The organism is Streptomyces sp. V3I8, assembly GCF_030817535.1.
In the GTDB taxonomy this organism is placed as follows: Bacteria; Actinomycetota; Actinomycetes; order Streptomycetales; family Streptomycetaceae; genus Streptomyces.
In genome coordinates, this window is record NZ_JAUSZL010000002.1 from 4,875,044 (window position 1) to 4,891,761 (window position 16,718).

The 16,718-nt window shown below is 72.7% G+C and carries 14 protein-coding genes; 5 read left to right on the forward strand and 9 right to left on the reverse strand.

All coding sequences use genetic code 11. The features are described from left to right. Window positions 1-184: 184 nt before the first annotated feature. A complete protein-coding gene (locus tag QFZ75_RS21680) occupies window positions 185-877 on the forward strand; it encodes a M23 family metallopeptidase (protein WP_307539312.1) in 693 nt (230 codons plus the stop codon). A gap of 39 nt (window positions 878-916) precedes the next feature. On the opposite strand, the gene QFZ75_RS21685 is transcribed toward QFZ75_RS21680, so the two are convergent. Next, entirely contained in the window at window positions 917-1,501 is a 585-nt protein-coding gene (locus QFZ75_RS21685) for a TetR/AcrR family transcriptional regulator (protein WP_307539314.1), read from the reverse strand. Between the two features lie 311 nt (window positions 1,502-1,812). Between QFZ75_RS21685 and QFZ75_RS21690 the strand changes: the two genes are divergently transcribed. Beyond that, entirely contained in the window at window positions 1,813-3,387 is a 1,575-nt protein-coding gene (locus QFZ75_RS21690; protein WP_307544671.1) for an MDR family MFS transporter, read from the forward strand. Between the two features lie 216 nt (window positions 3,388-3,603). Here QFZ75_RS21690 and cseC read toward each other — a convergent pair whose 3' ends face one another. The 5 genes from cseC to QFZ75_RS21715 all read right to left on the reverse strand — a co-directional run bounded on the left by cseC (window position 3,604) and on the right by QFZ75_RS21715 (window position 8,495). Continuing rightward, complete coding sequence (cseC, locus tag QFZ75_RS21695; protein ID WP_307544673.1) at window positions 3,604-4,902, reverse strand: two-component system sensor histidine kinase CseC; 1,299 nt, start codon at window positions 4,900-4,902, stop codon at window positions 3,604-3,606. 181 nt (window positions 4,903-5,083) lie between these two features. Then, window positions 5,084-5,812 (reverse strand): two-component system response regulator CseB, encoded by a 729-nt coding sequence (gene cseB, locus QFZ75_RS21700; protein WP_307539316.1) that lies wholly within the window; start codon window positions 5,810-5,812, stop codon window positions 5,084-5,086. A gap of 135 nt (window positions 5,813-5,947) precedes the next feature. Further along, window positions 5,948-6,601 carry a hypothetical protein gene (locus QFZ75_RS21705; protein WP_373465915.1) on the reverse strand — a complete coding sequence of 218 codons (654 nt, stop codon included), beginning with the start codon at window positions 6,599-6,601 and terminating at the stop codon, window positions 5,948-5,950. Then, a complete protein-coding gene (locus QFZ75_RS21710) occupies window positions 6,589-7,146 on the reverse strand; it encodes a SigE family RNA polymerase sigma factor (protein WP_307539320.1) in 558 nt (185 codons plus the stop codon). Before QFZ75_RS21710 ends, QFZ75_RS21705 begins: the two co-directional genes overlap by 13 nt. A gap of 323 nt (window positions 7,147-7,469) precedes the next feature. Next, on the reverse strand, window positions 7,470-8,495 hold the full coding sequence (locus QFZ75_RS21715) for an A/G-specific adenine glycosylase (protein ID WP_307539322.1): 1,026 nt from the start codon (window positions 8,493-8,495) through the stop codon (window positions 7,470-7,472). Between the two features lie 233 nt (window positions 8,496-8,728). On the opposite strand from QFZ75_RS21715, the gene QFZ75_RS21720 reads away from it, so the two are divergent. Next, window positions 8,729-9,565 carry a hypothetical protein gene (locus QFZ75_RS21720; RefSeq protein WP_307539323.1) on the forward strand — a complete coding sequence of 279 codons (837 nt, stop codon included), beginning with the start codon at window positions 8,729-8,731 and terminating at the stop codon, window positions 9,563-9,565. Between the two features lie 226 nt (window positions 9,566-9,791). On the opposite strand, the gene disA is transcribed toward QFZ75_RS21720, so the two are convergent. After that, window positions 9,792-10,916: a DNA integrity scanning diadenylate cyclase DisA gene (gene disA / locus QFZ75_RS21725; protein ID WP_307539324.1), complete on the reverse strand. Its 1,125-nt coding sequence runs from the start codon at window positions 10,914-10,916 to the stop codon at window positions 9,792-9,794. Between the two features lie 70 nt (window positions 10,917-10,986). Further along, the gene (gene radA, locus QFZ75_RS21730; protein WP_307539326.1) at window positions 10,987-12,396 is read right to left on the reverse strand and encodes a DNA repair protein RadA; all 1,410 of its coding nucleotides are present in this window, start codon (window positions 12,394-12,396) and stop codon (window positions 10,987-10,989) included. Window positions 12,397-12,614: 218 nt separating this feature from the next. On the opposite strand from radA, the gene QFZ75_RS21735 reads away from it, so the two are divergent. Beyond that, window positions 12,615-14,507 (forward strand): hypothetical protein, encoded by a 1,893-nt coding sequence (locus QFZ75_RS21735; protein ID WP_373465916.1) that lies wholly within the window; start codon window positions 12,615-12,617, stop codon window positions 14,505-14,507. Between the two features lie 118 nt (window positions 14,508-14,625). Here the strand turns inward: QFZ75_RS21735 and QFZ75_RS21740 are convergent, their stop codons facing one another. Beyond that, entirely contained in the window at window positions 14,626-15,441 is an 816-nt protein-coding gene (locus QFZ75_RS21740; RefSeq protein ID WP_373466052.1) for a hypothetical protein, read from the reverse strand. A 140-nt stretch (window positions 15,442-15,581) separates the two neighbouring features. Here QFZ75_RS21740 and QFZ75_RS21745 point away from each other — a divergent pair, with 140 nt between their 5' ends. Beyond that, window positions 15,582-16,514, forward strand: coding sequence for a Ppx/GppA phosphatase family protein (locus QFZ75_RS21745; RefSeq protein WP_307539331.1), 933 nt, complete (start codon window positions 15,582-15,584; stop codon window positions 16,512-16,514). Window positions 16,515-16,718: the final 204 nt, after the last annotated feature.

Below are 16,718 nucleotides of genomic sequence, written 5' to 3' on the forward strand. Positions count from 1 at the left end.
CTGAACCGGTTGTCCGACAGAAAAAAGGGGCGATTGCCTACCGTCCGGTATTTCTGTCAAGAAGTCGAAAGTTTTGAGGTCAAGTACGACTTGTGGTCGTAGATGGGTGTTTTGGGGGACGGCGGGGGTGCGGGTTACCAAGGGACGACCGACCCCATCCCCCGTCCCCCGGAGGTAGTCCCGCATGTCGCAGCGCACCAAGTCCCGCATCCCCGGCACGTCCCGACTCCGTGGCCGCGCGGCCGTCCTGGCCCTCGGCCTGGGAGCCTCGGCCGCCGTGGGAGCAGGGGTCGCGGTCGCAGCCGACGCCACGTCGAGCGCCGTGGCCCTGCCGGCCTCGGCCGCCGCCTCCGTGCAGCAGCAGGCCACCGCCCAGGCCAAGGCCGCCAAGGCCGCTCAGGCCAAGAGCGAGGCGGCGAAGAAGGTCGCGGCCGGGCAGACCGCCGCGAAGACGGCCGCCTCCTGGGTCGACCCGGTCAAGAAGTACAAGCTCTCCGCGAGCTTCGCCCAGGCCGGCAAGCTCTGGTCGTCCACCCACTCCGGGCAGGACTTCGCCGTCCCCTCCGGCACCGCGGTCGTCGCCGCCCACGGCGGCACCGTCGTGAAGACCGGCGGCAACGGCGCCGGCGACGGACCCGCGTACGGCAACGCGGTCGTGATCAGGCACAGCAACGGCACGTACTCGCAGTACGCGCACCTGTCCCGTATCGACGTGCGGTCCGGCCAGACCGTCGGGACCGGCCAGCGGATCGCGCTGTCCGGCAACACCGGCAACTCCAGCGGGCCGCACCTGCACTTCGAGATCCGTACGACGGCCGACTACGGCACGGCGGTCGACCCGGTCGCCTTCCTGCGCTCCAAGGGCCTGAGCCTCTAGGACCGGCCCGTGGGCGTTTTCCCGGGGGTCGCGGGGTTCTCAGGATTCGTGGGGTCCCGAGTGGGCCCGCGTGACCAGCTCGACGGCGACCTCCAGGACGGCCTTCCGCTTGTCCTCGGGGTCGCCCTCCATGTCCTTGAGGGCGAACATCCCGGCGTGCATGGTGAACAGGGCGCTCACGCACCGGACCTGGTCCGTCAGGGGGGCGTCCGGCTCCTTGATGATGTCCAGCAGCTTGAGCATGCGGTTCTTGAAGGACTCGCCGATGCTCAGCTCGCGGACCGTCGCCTGGTTCTCCTGCATGAAGCGGAAGAGGGGGGCCGCCTGTGTGAGGGCCTCGCTGTAGCGCCGCAGGAGCTCCTGCTTGGTGTCCAGGGAGTGCGGCTGGGCCCTGCCCCACTCGATCAGCTCGTCCATCGGCCTCGTCAGGTCCTCGAAGAGGCTGATGAGGATGTCCTCCTTGGTCTTGAAGTGGTAGTAGAGGGCCGCCTTCGTGACGTCCAGCCGCTCGGCGATCTCGCGCAGGGAGGTCTTCTCGTAGCCCTGCTCGGCGAAGAGTTCGACGGCCACGTCCTGGATGCGCTGGCGGGTGTCTCCGCGCCGCCGCTGCCTGTTGCCGTCCATCGTGGCGCTCCTCGTCCTCGTCGCACGCCGTCGGCGCGGGTAAAGAAAAACTTACTTGACGCCCGGCTAGTTACGGGTCTACTTTCCTCCAGTGTAGTCAACTTGCCGGTCGGCAAGTAAGTGGCAGGGCGGTACCCAGGGGAGATGGGACAGTGGCGGACACCAGGACGGCCGGGACGGCCGGAGCGGCCGGAGCGGCGAGCGAGAAGGAGACGCCTGCGGACACCGTGGGCGCGGGGGAACGGGGAGCGGTGCCTGCGGACGTCACGGACGTCGTGGACGCCGGGAACGGCGTGAGTGCCGCGGACGGCGTGAATGTCGCGGACGCCGCGGGTGCCGCGGACGGGGGCAAGCAGCCCCGGAGCGTCCGGGTCGTCCTGCTCGCGCTCATGATCGCGATGCTGCTCGCGATGCTCGACAACATGATCATCGGCACCGCGATGCCGACCATCGTGGGAGAGCTGGGCGGGCTGGAGCACCTGTCGTGGGTCGTCACCGCGTACACGCTCGCGACCGCCGCCTCCACCCCGATCTGGGGCAAGCTCGGCGACATGTACGGACGCAAGGGCGTCTTCATGACCTCGATCGTGCTCTTCCTGATCGGGTCGGTGCTGAGCGGCATGGCCCAGGACATGGGGCAGCTCATCGGGTTCCGCGCGGTCCAGGGGCTCGGCGCGGGCGGTCTGATGGTCGGCGTCATGGCGATCATCGGTGACCTGATCCCGCCCCGGGAGCGGGGCAAGTACCAGGGCATGATGGCCGGCGTGATGGCCCTCGCCATGATCGGCGGACCGCTGATCGGCGGCACCATCACCGACCACTGGGGCTGGCGCTGGTCCTTCTACATCAACCTGCCGCTCGGCATCGTGGCACTGGTCGCCATCAGCGCCGTACTGCACCTGCCGAAGAAGCGGGTGGACGCGCGGATCGACTACCTGGGCGCCGCGCTGCTCACCGTGGGCATCACCGCGATCGTGCTCGTCACCACCTGGGGCGGCACCGAGTACGCCTGGGGCTCCGCCAGGATCATGGAGCTGATAGCGATCGGGGTCGCCGCACTGGTCGGCTTCCTGTTCGTGCAGACCAAGGTCGCAGCGCCCGTCATGCCGCTGCACATCTTCCGCAGCCGCAACTTCACGCTGATGTCCGTCGTCGGTTTCGTCGCCGGGTTCGTGATGTTCGGCGCGGTGCTGTTCCTGCCGCTCTACCAGCAGTCGGTGCAGGGCGCGTCCGCGACCAACTCCGGCCTGCTGCTGCTGCCGATGCTCGGTGCGATGCTCGTGACCTCGATGATCGCCGGGCGGGTCACCACCAGCACCGGGCGCTACAAGGCCTTCCCGATCGTGGGCAGCGCGCTGATGGTGGTCGGGCTGTACCTGCTGTCGCTCATGGACACCGACACGTCGCGGCTGACGTCGGGTGTGTACATGGCCGTGGTCGGCGCGGGCATGGGCTGCCTGATGCAGGTCACCATGCTGGTCGCGCAGAACAGCGTGGAGATGAAGGACATGGGCGTCGCGTCCTCCTCGACCACCCTGTTCCGTACGCTCGGCTCGTCCTTCGGTGTCGCCATCATGGGCGCGCTGTTCAACAACCGGGTCCAGGACGTGATGTCCGAGCGGGCCGGGGCGCTGGGGTCCAAGGTGACCGAGCAGTCGGCGCAGCTGGACGCGGCGAGCCTGGCGAAGCTGCCGGTGGCCGCGCGGGAGGCGTACCAGCACGCGGTGTCGTCCGGGACGCACTCCGCGTTCCTGCTCGGGGCGGTCGTCGCGGTGCTCGCGCTGGTGACGGCGGTGTTCGTGAAGGAGGTTCCGCTTCGCGGAGCCGGTGCCGGTCCCTCCGGCGGTGCCGGCGGGGAGCGGGCGGCGGCCGACGCGGGAGTCTGATCACCCCCGAACCCCCGGTCCTCAAACGCCGGACGGGCTGAACAAGGCGCCGGACGGGCTGAAGGATTCGCGGCTCTGCTGCGACATCCTCAGCCCGTCCGGCGTTTGAGGACGAGCGCGCAAGCGCGACGCGGGGTCCGGGGGCGCAGCCCCCGGGGTCGGGTCGGGTCGGGTCGGGTCGGGAAGGGACGGCGGGGGCGGAAAACTCCGCTCCCCTCACGCCGGCAGCATCGGATAGCTGCCGGTGTTCGTCGGAGCGTGCTCCGGCAGCCACAGCACCGCCACCGCCCCCTCCGCGGGCACGCCGTCGGGCGCCCCCACCGCCCGCACATTGCGGAACGTCAGCCGCGCGCCCAGCACCCGCGCCTGCCCCGCGGCGATCGTGAGCCCCAGCCCGTGCCCGTGCCCCGCACGGTCGCTGCTGCCGGTGCGGAAGCGGCGCGGCCCGTCGGCGAGCAGCGCGTCGGGGAATCCCGGCCCGTGGTCGCGGATCCGGATCACCCGCCCCTCCACCGTCACCTCGATCGGCGGCTTGCCGTGCTTGGCGGCGTTGACCAGCAGGTTGATGAGCACCCGCTCCAGCCGGCGCGGATCGGTGGTGACCGCGGACTCGTGCACGACCCGTACGAGGATGTCCGGGTCCCGCGCGATCATCCGCCGCGTCACGAACTCGCCCAGCACGATGTCCTGCAACTCGGCCCGCTCGGACGCGCTGTCCAGCCGGGCCACCTCCAGCACGTCCTCGACCAGCTGCCGCATGGCCTGCGCCCGGTCCCGTACCAGCTCGGTCGGCCGGCCCGGCGGCAGCAGTTCGGCCGCGGTGAGCAGCCCGGTCACCGGCGTGCGCAGCTCGTGCGCGATGTCCGCCGTCACCCGCCGCTCGGCCTCGATGCGCTGCTGCAGCGCGTCCGCCATGGCGTCCACGGCCCGCGCCAGGTCGTCCGTCTCGTCGCGCACGACCCCGCCGATGGAGTCCCGCACCCGTACGTCCGGCTCGCCCTGCGCGACCCGCCGGGCCGCCGTGGCGGCCTGGCGCAGCCGCCGCGAGAGCTGGCCGCCGATCAGTACGCCCAGCGCGCAGCCGCCGAAGACCACCGCGATGGAACCGATGAGCAGCGCCTCGTCGAGGTCCTTGAGCACGGTCGTGCTGCGGTCGGTGAAGCTCGTGTGCAGCGACAGGATCCGCCCGTCCTTGAGCGGTACGGCGGCCCAGATGTCGGGCACGCCGTTGGAGTGCTCCGTCACGAAGGTCGCCCGGCGCCCCTCCTTCGCCTTCGCCAGCAGATCCTCCGGCAGGCCGGGGTCGTCGATCTTGATGCCGGGGAAGTTCGGGCGCCCGGAGGCCTCGTAGTTGCGCTGCGCGATCTGGACGCGCTCGTCCGCCAGGTCGCGCGCGTTGTCGAGCATCGAGACCCGGGCGGCGTTGTGCACGACCAGGCTCAGCGCGACGGCCACCAGCGCTCCGACCGCCGCGATCGCGGCGCTGAGCTTCCACCTGATGCTCGTACGCGGCATCAGCTGCCCGAGCCGCTCGCGCCGCAGCCGCCGCCCGGCCCGGACCCGCTCCTCGCGATCCCCGCGTCCGGTCAATTCGTCGCGCCCGTCGTGCCCGTCGCGCTCAGAGTGCCCGTCCCCCGGGACAGGGCCCCCGGTCGCCGGGTGGCTGTCGTTCGTGCCCCGCATCGTCCGCTCCGCCTCAGGCCTTCAACTTGTAGCCGAAGCCGCGGACCGTCTCGATCCGGTCCTGGCCGATCTTCGTACGCAGCCGCTGCACATGGACGTCGACGACCCGGGTGTCGCCGCCCCAGCCGTAGTCCCAGACCCGTTCCAGGAGCCTGTCGCGCGACAGGACCGTACCGGGCGAGGACGAGAACTCCAGGAGCAGCCGCATCTCGGTGGGCGTCAGGGCCACCGGCGTGCCGCCCCTGCGCACCTCCATGCCCTCCGTGTCGATCTCCAGTTCGCCCGCGCCGGCGCCGAAGGACAGCACACCGCCGACGGACGCGGACGAGGCGCCGTCGGCCGCGTCGGCGCCCGAACGCGGGCCGCTCGCGTGTCCGAAGCGCCGCAGCACGGCCCGGATGCGGGCGACCAGCACGGCACCGTCGAAGGGCTTCGTCACGTAGTCGTCGGCACCCGCCTCCAGGCCGAGGACGACGTCGATCGAGTCGGCACGGGCCGACAGCATGATCACGGGGACCGCCGACTCGTCGCGGATCCGCCGGCACAGCGACACGCCGTCGAGGCCCGGCACCATCACGTCGAGGAGCGCGATGTCGGGCCGGTCCGCCCGGAACGCCTCGAGTCCCGAGAGACCGTCGGGCATGGCGGTGACCACGAAGCCGTCGCGCTCCAGCGCGAGCTGGGTGGCCTCGCGGATGACGTCGTCGTCCTCGACGAAGAGGACGTGGGTCTGCTCTGCCATCCGGCTGCTCTCGGTTTCTCGGTGGTGGCGGGGTCGGTGAGGTCGGTGGGGTCGGTGGGGTAGCGGGGTAGGGGAGTAGGTCGGAGTAGGGGATCGCCGAGGTGGCGGAGGGTTCTCAGCGGCGCTCGGCCGGCCTCACTGCCCGGCCGGGGCCTGGGTCTCGCCGCCCACCACTTTGCTGTAGTCGTTGTGCGTCCTGGCCCGCTCGGTGAAACGGGTCGCCGTCCAGTGGTACGTGACCACTTCCTCGCCGGACGGATAGGTCACCGAGTCGTTCTTCGCGTACACCTGCTGGGTGATCACCAGGTCGCCCCGGTCGATCTCCGCGTACACCGGGGGCTCCTCGGCGCGGAAGACGTTCCGGTACCCGGAACCCTCCTCGCGGTACACGTAGGAGCCGACGCCGACCGCGTCCCCGCAGGTCATCACGTTGATCACGACGTCGTCGACGGAGCCGCCGGTGAGCTTGCCGTACGACACGTCGACCGGGTACTCGTCGCCGACGCACGGCTTCAGGTCGCGCTTGACGGCCGTGCTGACCTCGGGGTCGGCCTTGACGAGCCGCACCGCGTTCACCCGGTCGGGAGGCGAGGAGGGGGAGAGGGTGGCGGGCACCGACGCGCTGCCGACGGCCGGGTCGGAGAGGGCCGGGCCCTCGTCGCGGGCGCCGGTGCCGCCCGTACCGCAGGCGGACACGAAAAGGCCGAGGGCGGCGAACCCGGCCACTGCCGTGATCACCGCCTTCCGTGCCCCGCGGACCCGGGGGGCCCCTGCGTCTAGGCCGCGCAACGCTCCCGCTCCTCACGCTTCGGCAGGTGTACGCCGAGCTCGTCGTTCTCGTCGCGGGCCCGGCGCTCCAGCTCCTCGCGGAGCCGGGCCAGGGCCCGGTGCAGTGTGCTCTTGACCGTGCCGGCCGACATGCCGAGGGCTGCGGCCGTCTCCTCCGTGGACATCTGCTCCCAGTGTCGCAGCACGACGACACTGCGCTGCTTGGGAGCCAGCACCTTCATGAGGTCCATCAGGAAGGCGCGGTCCGCGTGCTGCTCGGTGGAATCGTCCACGCTCGCGTCCGGCAGCTGCTCGGTGGGGACCTCCTCCAGCCTGCGCGCCCGCCACCACTCCGTACGTGTGTTGATCATGACGCGGCGCAGATAGGCGTCGGCGAGACGCTTGTCCGCGATGCCGTCCCAGCGACCGTAGGTGCGCACCAGCGCGGTCTGCAGGAGGTCCTGCGCGTCGACGGGGTCGGGGACCAGGCGGCGTGCGCTGCGCAGCAGCGCGTCCTGCCGGGTGCGTACGTACTCCTCGAACTCGAGCACCTCGCCGTGCGCCATTCCAACCGCCTCCGTCCCCGTTCCGGCCCGTGTGCTGCCGGCTGTCCGTTGCCTGCCGTACCGCTGGTGTGCGGTACGGCACTGAAGTTACGGACGTGTTGTCACGGGGCTGTCCGAGCGAGCATGCGGTGAGCACTCGGCTGTCCATAGGTTGTGTAACGGAAGTAGGCGCGGGGTAAAGCGGGATGGCGACTGGTGCGGGTACGGGGCGATTTGCCCGCCGGGCCACTGTCACGGAGCCCGGCGGGGCCTGTGGAACAACTGAGGGCCGACCGCCGGTCGACCGGTGATCAACCGGTGATCAACCGGCGGTCGACCGGGTGTCAGCTCTGCGGCAGCCGGTACAGACCGCCGGTGAGCGGCTCGACCAGTCCGTCGGCGACCAGGCCGTCCAGGGCGCGGGCCCGCTGCACCGGCTCCTCCCAGACCTGGTCGAGTACCGACTGCGGGACGGGGGCGACCGCCTCGCGCAGTACCGCGAGCAGCCGGCCGCGCACCTGCCGGTCCGTGCCCGCGTATGTCTGGCCGCGCCGCGGCGGTCCCTCGTGCGCGGGCTTCCCGGCCAGCCGCCAGGCGCACATGGCCGCGACCGGGCAGCGTACGCACGTCTCGTTCTTCGCCGTGCAGACGAGCGCGCCGAGTTCCATGGACGCGGCGGCCCACAGCGAGGCCGTGCGGTCGTCGTCGGGCAGCAGCGTGCGGGCGAGCTTGCGCTCGGCGGCCGTCGTGGCGTTCGGCGGGTACTGGACGCCGGTGACGGCCCGCGCGAACACGCGCCGCACGTTCGTGTCGAGGACGGCGTGCCGCTGCCCGTACGCGAAGGAGGCCACCGCCGCCGCCGTGTACTCCCCGATGCCGGGCAGCGCGAGCAACTGCGCGTGGTCCGTGGGTACGTCGCCACCGTGGCGCTCCGTTATGGCGACCGCGGCGCCGTGCAGGCGCAGCGCGCGGCGGGGGTAGCCGAGGCGGCCCCAGGCGCGGACGGCCTCGCCCGGCGCGTCCTCGGCGAGGTCGGCGGGGCGCGGCCAGCGGGCGAGCCACTGCTCGTACACCGGGAGCACGCGGCTCACCGGGGTCTGCTGCAGCATGAACTCGCTGACCATCACGCCCCACGGGCCGGCGTCGGGCCGCCGCCACGGCAGGTCGCGCGCGTTCTCCTCGAACCAGTCGATGACGGGGGCGTGGAGGGTGTGGCCGGCGGATTCGCCGCCGGCCTCGGGAGTGTCGGGCCGGGCGTCCTGCCGTGCATCGGACCGGGCTTCGGACTGGGCTTCGGGCCTGGCGTCGGATTGGGCGTCGGACCGGGCGTCGGGCCGGGAGGGCGAGGGGGGCTTCGTGGGGGCAGTCATGGCACCTCCGATCCTGCCATGGCCTCCGGCGGTTTCGCGGCGGGTGGGGGGTTTGTGTTGTTTCCCGGGCGCCGGCCGGTGGGGCCCGTCGCGCGGTTCCCCGCGCCCCGGGCGGGCGTGGTGTGCCTCTTCTCCGGTGCGCATCGCCGTTGCGGGCCGATGATCGGAAAAAGTTGGGGGTTTGAGCGGCGGGTGGGGGCGGTGAAGTGCCGAGACTCTCGTAGAGTTGCGCCGTGGGATCTATGCGCAATCCGGTCGGGCCGCTTCCCTCCTCCATCTACTGGCGACGGAGGGCCATTCTGGCGTCCATGGTCGCGGTGTTGGCGCTGCTGATCACCTGGGTGGTCACCTCCGGAGGCGGAGGCGGCGGCGGGAACGAAGCCGACGGGCCCGACGGCAAGAATCCCACCGCGTCGATCACTCCGGGCCCCTCCGACTCGGGCCCCGCGATCAGTCAAGCACCGGGCGGACGCGACGAGTCGAGCGACGGCGGCGACGGGGACGGCGGCTCCGGTGGTTCGGGCGGCTCGGCGGGCTCCGGCGGTTCGGACGGTTCCGCCTCGGGCGGCTCCGGTTCAGGTTCCGGTTCAGGCGGTGGCGGGGGCGGCGCGGACGACGGTGAGGGCGGCGGAGGCTCCGGCGACACGGTTCCGGCCGGGTCCAGCCTTCCCAACTGCACTGCGGGAGCGGTGAAGTTGACGCTGCGCAGCGTCAGCAACTCCTACACGCCCGACGAGAAGCCGACCTTCGAGCTGATCGCCAGGAACTCCTCCGGCAGCGACTGCAAGCTCGATCTCGGCCCGAAGCGGGCGGTGCTGACGATCACTCAGGCGGAGAGCGACGACGAGATCTGGTCCTCGGCGGACTGCCCGACGGGCGCCGCGAGCATCCTCTTCCGCGTCCCCGCGAACGACCGGGTCGTCCGCACCGTCGAATGGAACCGCAAGGCGAGCGCCCCCCGGTGCGCGACCCCGCCCGCCCTCACGGCGACTCCCGGCACCTACTTGGTGGAGGCCAGGACCCCGGACCTCCCCAAGTCCCAGATCTCCTTCGTCCTGAAGAAGGACTAGGGCGTTCCTTTTGGATCAGGTCGGATCAGGTCGGATCAGGCCGCGGTGTCCGGTGCGGTGCGTCGCACGGCGGAGCATGACCCGCGTACTTCGAGGGGCGCGGGGAACTGCGCGACAAGCCCCCACCGACCGGTACCCGAAGAACAACCCAGCCCTCCCAGGGCCGCGGGGAACCGCGCACACCCGGCCCCGACTCCCCGGGAGGCCACGCCAAGCCGCCGGCGGGCTACACGTAACGCTCGAGGATCGAGGACTCGGCCAACCGCGAAAGCCCCTCCCGCACACTCCGGGCCCGGGCCTCCCCCACCCCGTCCACGGTCTGCAGATCGTCCACACTCGCGGCGAGCAGCTTCTGCAGTCCCCCGAAGTGCTCGACCAGCCGGTCGATGATCGCCCCGGGCAGCCGCGGCACCTTCGCCAGCAGCCGGAACCCGCGGGGCGACACCGCGGAGTCGAGCGCCTCGGGCGACCCGGTGTACCCCAGCGCCCGCGCCACCGTCGGCATCTCGAGCAGCTCGGCATGGCTGAGCGCGTTGAGTTCGAAGAGCGCCTCGTCGACCGTGCGGGAGCGCTTGGCGGTCGGCTCCGGCACGTAGTCCCGCACGACGAGCGAGCGCTCCGGCTCCACCCCGGCGATCAGCTCGTCCAGCTGCAGGGAGAGCAGCCGACCGTCCGTGCCCAGCTCCACCACGTACTCGGCGATCTCCGTGGCGATCCGGCGCACCATCTCCAGCCGCTGGGCCACCGCCGACACGTCCCGGACGGTGACCAGGTCCTCGATCTCGAGCGCGGACAGCGTGCCCGCGACCTCGTCGAGCCGCAGCTTGTACCGCTCCAGCGTCGCCAGGGCCTGGTTGGCCCGGGACAGGATCGCGGCCGAGTCCTCCAGGACCCGTCGCTGCCCGTCCACGTACAGTGCGATCAGGCGCATGGACTGGGAGACGGAGACCACGGGGAAGCCGACCTGCTTGCTCACCCGGTCCGCGGTGCGGTGCCGGGTGCCCGTCTCCTCGGTGGGGATGGTCGGGTCGGGGACCAGCTGCACGCCGGCCCGCAGGATCTTGGTGATGTCCTTGTCGACGATGATGCCGCCGTCGAGCTTGCACAGCTCGCGCAGCCGCGTCGCCGTGAACTCGACGTCCAGCACGAAACCGCCGCTGCACATCGCCTCGACGGTCTTGTCCCAGCCGAGCACGATGAGCCCGCCGGTGTTGCCGCGGAGGATGCGCTCCAGGCCGTCACGCAGCCCGGTGCCGGGGGCCACGGCGCTGAGAGCCGTGCGCATCAGGCCATCGGTGCCGGAACTCCCGCCGGACTTGCCGGGAACTGCTGCCCGGTCGTTGGCTGCCACTGCACTCCTCCGGTCGCAGGCTTCTGAGGGCGCCCTCGGTTCGTACGCACGGGCGAGACCTGGGCAAAGTCTACCGGCGCTCTTCCTCGTCCCGTGGGGCGTCTCGCCGACGCGACCTCGGGAGGACCCGCAGCGCGTCCCCCATGTCGGCGACTTCCAGGACCTTCATACCGGGAGGGATCTTGCCCGGGTCGCCCGGGACGAGGGCGTGGGTGAAGCCCAGGCGGTGCGCCTCGGAGAGCCGGCGCTGGACCCCCGTGACCCGTCTGACCTCGCCCGCGAGCCCCACCTCGCCGATCGCGACGAGGTTCTGCGGGAGCGGGGTGTCGCTCGCCGCGCTGGCCAGCGCGAGGGCGATCGCGAGGTCCGCGGCGGGCTCGGAGAGCTTCACGCCACCGACCGTCGCGGTGTAGATGTCCCGCTTCCCGAGGGCGCTGATCCGGCCGCGCTGCTCCAGGACGGCGAGCATCATCTGCACCCGGGAGGTCTCCAGGCCGGAGGTGGTGCGCCGCGGGGTGGGGATCTGGGTGTCCACGGTGAGCGCCTGCACCTCGGCCACCAGGGGGCGGCGGCCTTCGAGGGTGACGGTCAGGCAGGTGCCGGGGACGGGCTCGGCCCGGCGGGTGAGGAAGAGGCCGGAGGGGTCGGCGAGCCCGGTGATGCCCTCGTCGTGCAGTTCGAAGCAGCCGACCTCGTCCGTGGTGCCGTACCGGTTCTTGACGCCCCGGACGAGCCGCAGGCGCGCGTGCCGGTCGCCCTCGAAGCTCAGGACGACGTCCACCAGGTGCTCCAGGAGGCGTGGCCCCGCGATGGCGCCGTCCTTGGTGACATGGCCCACCAGGAGCGTGGCCATGCCGCGCTCCTTGGAGGCGCGGATCAGCGCCCCGGCCACCTCGCGGACCTGGGACATGCCGCCGGGGGCGCCGTCGATCTCCGGGGAGGCCACCGTCTGTACGGAGTCGACGACGAGCAGGGACGGCTTCACCGCGTCCAGGTGCCCGAGGACCGCGGACAGGTCGGTCTCCGCCGCCAGGTACAGATGGTCGTCGATCGCCTTGATGCGGTCGGCGCGCAGCCGGACCTGGCTCGCCGACTCCTCACCGGTGATGTAGAGCGTGCGGTGCTCGTCGCTCGCCGCCTTGGCCGCCACGTCCAGCAGCAGGGTGGACTTGCCGACGCCCGGCTCGCCCGCCACGAGCACCACCGCACCGGGCACGAGGCCGCCGCCGAGCACGCGGTCCAGCTCGGGCACCCCGGTCGAGCGGGCGGTCGCCTGCCGGCCGTCGACCTCGCCGATGGGCAGCGCGGACGTGGTGACGCGGCCGGGGGCCGTCGTACGCACCGCGGGCGCGCCGTACTCCTCGACCGTCCCCCAGGCCTGGCACTCGCCACAGCGGCCGAGCCACTTCGCCGTCTGCCAGCCGCACTCGGTGCAGCGGTAGGACGGCCGGTCCTTCGCGGTCTTCGTACGAGCAGCCATGACACGAACCGTAACCGCCGCCACTGACAGCGCGGTCACGGCCGTCCGGGTCACCGCGTCGGCGGCCGGGCGGCCCTCGTGTTCCGGACACATTCCGTCAAGGGAACGACACGGAATCCAGGGTTCCTGTCCTCTTATGAGGGATCGTTTCACCCGTACGGATTAAATGTGCTCAAGCAGGAAGAGGGGGCCGCGGCCAGGCGCCTACGGTCGCACGGGTGATGAGCAGCAGGCCCGACACCTCGACCCGCACCACCGGCGCACACCGGGCGCACAGCGAGGCGCGCGACCGGGCGGCGGCGCGCACGCTGGCGCAGTCCCCGCCGGCCCGCTACGAACCGTACCTGGACGGCCTCTTCACCTACTGTCTGTCCGTCCTGTGCGACCACGACACCGCGACCGCCGCCCTCGGCGACGTCCTCGCGCTCGCCGAGCGCCGTGGCCAGCGCGGCCCGGAGGAGCCCGGCGACCGCAGGGCCTGGCTGTACGCGCTCGCCCGCTGGTCCTGCCTGCGCAAGCTGGCCGAGGCCAAGCAGAAACGTCATGGCACCCACGCGTCGGGCCGTACCGAGGGCCGGGGGCGCACGGAGGACCGTACCGAGGGCGCCCGCGCCGACGCCCGCCGCGGCCCCTCCACGGGCCCGGACCGCGCGCGCGACCGCGACCTCGGCCGCCCCGGGGACCGTTCGGGCGGCCCTGCCGGCGGCCGCGCCGCCGGCGACGCGGCCGCCGACCTCCCCGCCGCCGCGGAGGAGGAGCGCCGCCGTCGCGAACTCTCCCTGCTGGCCTGGCCGGAGGCGGCCGGCACGACCCCCGAGCAGCGCGAGGCACTCGAACTCGCCGTACGCCACCAGCTCACCGTGCACGAGGTCGCCGCCGTCCTCGGCATGGACCCGGTCGCCGCGCGGGAACTCCTCGCGGCGGCGGCCTGCGAGGTCGAACGCACGCGCGCGGCTCTGGCCGTCGTCCAGACCGGCACCTGTCCGGGCGTCGCCCGGCTCACCGGCGACCGCCACCTCGTCCTGAGCACGGCCCTGCGCCGCGAACTGGTCCGGCACGTCGACGACTGCCCGCGCTGCCGCCGGACCGCCGAGCGCGCGGTGCCCGGCGCCTGGCCCGGCACCAGCGTCACGCCCGCCGCGCTGCCCGTGCTCGAAGCCCCGCGCGCGGCCCTCCACAGGGCGCTCACGCACCTCCCGCGCGCGCGGAGCGGCGGTCCGCGCTTCGACCGGCGCGGTTTCCCGATGGACCCCAAGGACCACGCGGCCCGCCGGGACCGCCTGCGCGCGCGTGCCGTCACGACCACGGTCGTCGCCACCGTCGTGGCGGCTCCCGTGCTCGCCCTGTGGGCGGCCTACCGGGGTGCGCCCCTGCTCGGCGAGGGCGCCGACGGCCGGCCCGTCACGGCGAACGAGGCCCAGGACCCGGAGGCCCTCGGCGACGGGGCCGCCGGCTACGAGAACGCCGGCAACGCCCGTACGCGGCCCGGCTCCCGCTTCACCCCGCGCAGCGGCTCGTCCGACGTCTCCGTGGAGGTCGTCGGCGTGGCCCCGGGGCGGGGCGGGCTCTCCGTGACGGCCGACTCCAGCGGCGACACGACGCTCGTGACCCTCACGGCGGCGGACGACGGTCCGCCGGTCCACTGGTCCGCGCGGACCGGGGCGTCCTGGCTCTACCTGAGCCGGTCGTCGGGGACGCTGCGGCCGGGGGAGTCGGTGACGATCAGGGTGTACGTCGACCGTCTGCGCGAGCCGAACGGCGCGTGGAGCGCGCGGGTGGCGGTCGCGCCGGCGGGGGCGGTCGTGACGATCAGCGGGTACGGGGCGGCGGGGCCGTCGCGGCCGGGCCCCGGGCCCCGGCCGGATCCGCCGGCGCCGTCCGGTCCCGGACCGTCCGGCCCGGGGCCTTCGGAGCCCGGGCCGGACGGTCCGGGACCCGGTCCCGAACCGACGCCGTCCGGTCCTGGACCCTCGGAGCCCGGACCGTCCGATCCCGGGACGGGCGGGCCGAGCCCGTCGGACCCGGAGCCGGAGCCGCCGCCGGAGTCCTCCGGAGGTTCTGCGGGATCGCCCACCGGAGGAGACGGGGAGCCGGGTTCCCCGGGGGGATGAGCGCTGCCGCCGGTCGTCGCTCGCCCGCGGGTCCCTCGTGGTCCCCCGGCCTTCGGCCGGGGGGTACCCCAGGTTGCGCAGTTCCCCGCGCCCCTGACGGCGCGCGGGTTCCCGGTGCTCACACGACGGGGGTCGGGTCCGCGGGGTGCGGGGCCAGCAGGGGGAGCTGGGAGGCGAGGCGTTCCTCGCAGAGGGCCGTCAGACGGTCGTAGCCCGACGTGCCCATCAGCTCGATCAGTTCCGGGCGGTACGAGACGTACACCGGGTCCCCCGCGCCGTGGGCCGAGGTCGCCGACGTGCACCACCAGTGCAGGTCGTGGCCGCCGGGACCCCAGCCGCGGCGGTCGTACTCGCCGATCGACACCTGCAGCACGCGGGTGTCGTCGGGCCGGTCGATCCACTCGTACGTCCGCCGCACCGGCAGCTGCCAGCAGACGTCCGGCTTGGTCTCCAGCGGCTCGCGGCCCTCCTTGACGGCCAGGATGTGCAGCGAGCAGCCCATGCCGCCGGCGAAACCGGGGCGGTTCTGGAAGATGCAGGACCCCTGGTACGGGCGCGTCTGCCGCTCACCGTCCTCGTCCTGCGAGACCCAGCCGGTCGCGGTGCCCACGTCGTGGTGCTGCCAGATGTCCGGCGTGAGCCGCGCCACGTGGTCCGCGACGCGCTTCTCGTCGTCCTCGTCCGAGAAGTGGGCGCCCAGCGTGCAGCAGCCGTCGTCCGCGCGCCCCGCCTGGATGCCCTGGCAGCCGCTTCCGAAGACGCAGTTCCAGCGAGAGGTCAGCCAGGTCAGGTCGCAGCGGAAGACCTGCTCGTCGTCGGCCGGATCCGGGAACTCCACCCACGCGCGTGCGAAGTCGAGCCCCTTCTCGTCGCCCTTCGGGGGCTTGGGAAGCTTTCCGGGCTTCTTGGACCCGCGGACCTTCGTCCGGAGCAGGTCCTCGACGGGTTCGGTGGCGGAACTCGCGGACGATTTGTCGCTCTTCGCCTTTTTCGTCTTTGGCACCCGTCCAGAGTAAGTCGCCCGCGACCACTCCGGGGACGGCCGGGCGGTCCGGGCGCAGTAGCGTGCCGTACATGAGACTCGGTGTCCTGGACGTGGGTTCGAACACGGTGCACCTGCTGGTGGTGGACGCACACCCCGGCGCACGCCCGCTGCCCGCGCATTCGTACAAGGTGGAGCTGCGGCTCGCCCAACTCCTCGACGACAGCGGCTCGATCCACCCCGAGGGCGTCGACAGACTGATCGCCGTCATCAAGGAGGCGCTCGAGGCCGCCGAGGACAAGGGTGTCGAGGACCTGCTGCCGTTCGCGACCTCCGCGGTGCGCGAGGCGGGCAACGCCGACGAGGTGCTGGCCCGGGTGCGCGACGAGACCGGTGTGGAGCTCCAGGTCCTCACCGGCGCCGAGGAGGCCCGGCTCACCTTCCTCGCCGCCCGCCGCTGGTTCGGCTGGTCGGCCGGGAAACTGCTCGTCCTGGACATCGGCGGCGGTTCGCTGGAGATCGCGTACGGGATGGACGAGGAGCCCGACGCGGCCGCCTCCCTGCCGCTCGGCGCGGGCCGGCTGACCGCGGGCTGGCTGCCGACCGATCCGGCGGACCCGGCGGAGGTCAAGGCCCTGCGCCGCCATGTGCGGACCCAGATCGCCCGTACGGTCGGGGAGTTCAGCCGGTTCGGCGCCCCCGACCACGTGGTCGCCACCTCCAAGACCTTCAAGCAGCTGGCCCGCCTCGCCGGGGCCGCGCGCTCGGCCGACGGCCTGTACGTGCCGCGCGAGCTCAAGCGCCGCTCCCTGGAGGACTGGGTCCCGCGCCTGGCCGCCATGACCACCGCCGAACGCGCCGAGCTCCCCGGGGTCTCGGAGGGCCGCGCGGGCCAGCTCCTGGCCGGCGCCGTCGTGGCCGAGGGGGCGATGGCCCTCTTCGAGGTGGAAACGGTGGACATATGCCCCTGGGCCCTCCGCGAGGGAGTGATCCTCCGAAACCTGGACCAGATGACAACCCCGTGAGGACGCGGGCGACGGCGCGGTCTTCGGCTTTCGGGGGCGCGGGCGACGGCGCGGTCTTCGGCTTTCGGGGGCGCGGGGAACGGCGCAGTCTTTTCAGGGGCGCGGGGAACGGCGCGAGCAACCCCCACCGGACCGGCCACGAGCCCACCCACCCCGCACCCCCACCCCCCACCCCGCCACACCCGACGGACCCACCCCGTAACC

Bases quoted from the DNA above. Each gene is read 5' to 3' on its own strand.
- QFZ75_RS21680 (WP_307539312.1), top strand. From the start codon at position 185: ATGTCGCAGCGCACCAAGTCCCGCATCCCCGGCACGTCCCGACTCCGT.
- QFZ75_RS21685 (WP_307539314.1), bottom strand. From the start codon at position 1,501: ATGGACGGCAACAGGCAGCGGCGGCGCGGAGACACCCGCCAGCGCATC.
- cseC (WP_307544673.1), bottom strand. From the start codon at position 4,902: ATGCCGCGTACGAGCATCAGGTGGAAGCTCAGCGCCGCGATCGCGGCG.
- cseB (WP_307539316.1), bottom strand. From the start codon at position 5,812: ATGGCAGAGCAGACCCACGTCCTCTTCGTCGAGGACGACGACGTCATC.
- QFZ75_RS21710 (WP_307539320.1), bottom strand. From the start codon at position 7,146: ATGGCGCACGGCGAGGTGCTCGAGTTCGAGGAGTACGTACGCACCCGG.
- QFZ75_RS21715 (WP_307539322.1), bottom strand. From the start codon at position 8,495: ATGACTGCCCCCACGAAGCCCCCCTCGCCCTCCCGGCCCGACGCCCGG.
- radA (WP_307539326.1), bottom strand. From the start codon at position 12,396: ATGGCTGCTCGTACGAAGACCGCGAAGGACCGGCCGTCCTACCGCTGC.
- QFZ75_RS21745 (WP_307539331.1), top strand. From the start codon at position 15,582: ATGAGACTCGGTGTCCTGGACGTGGGTTCGAACACGGTGCACCTGCTG.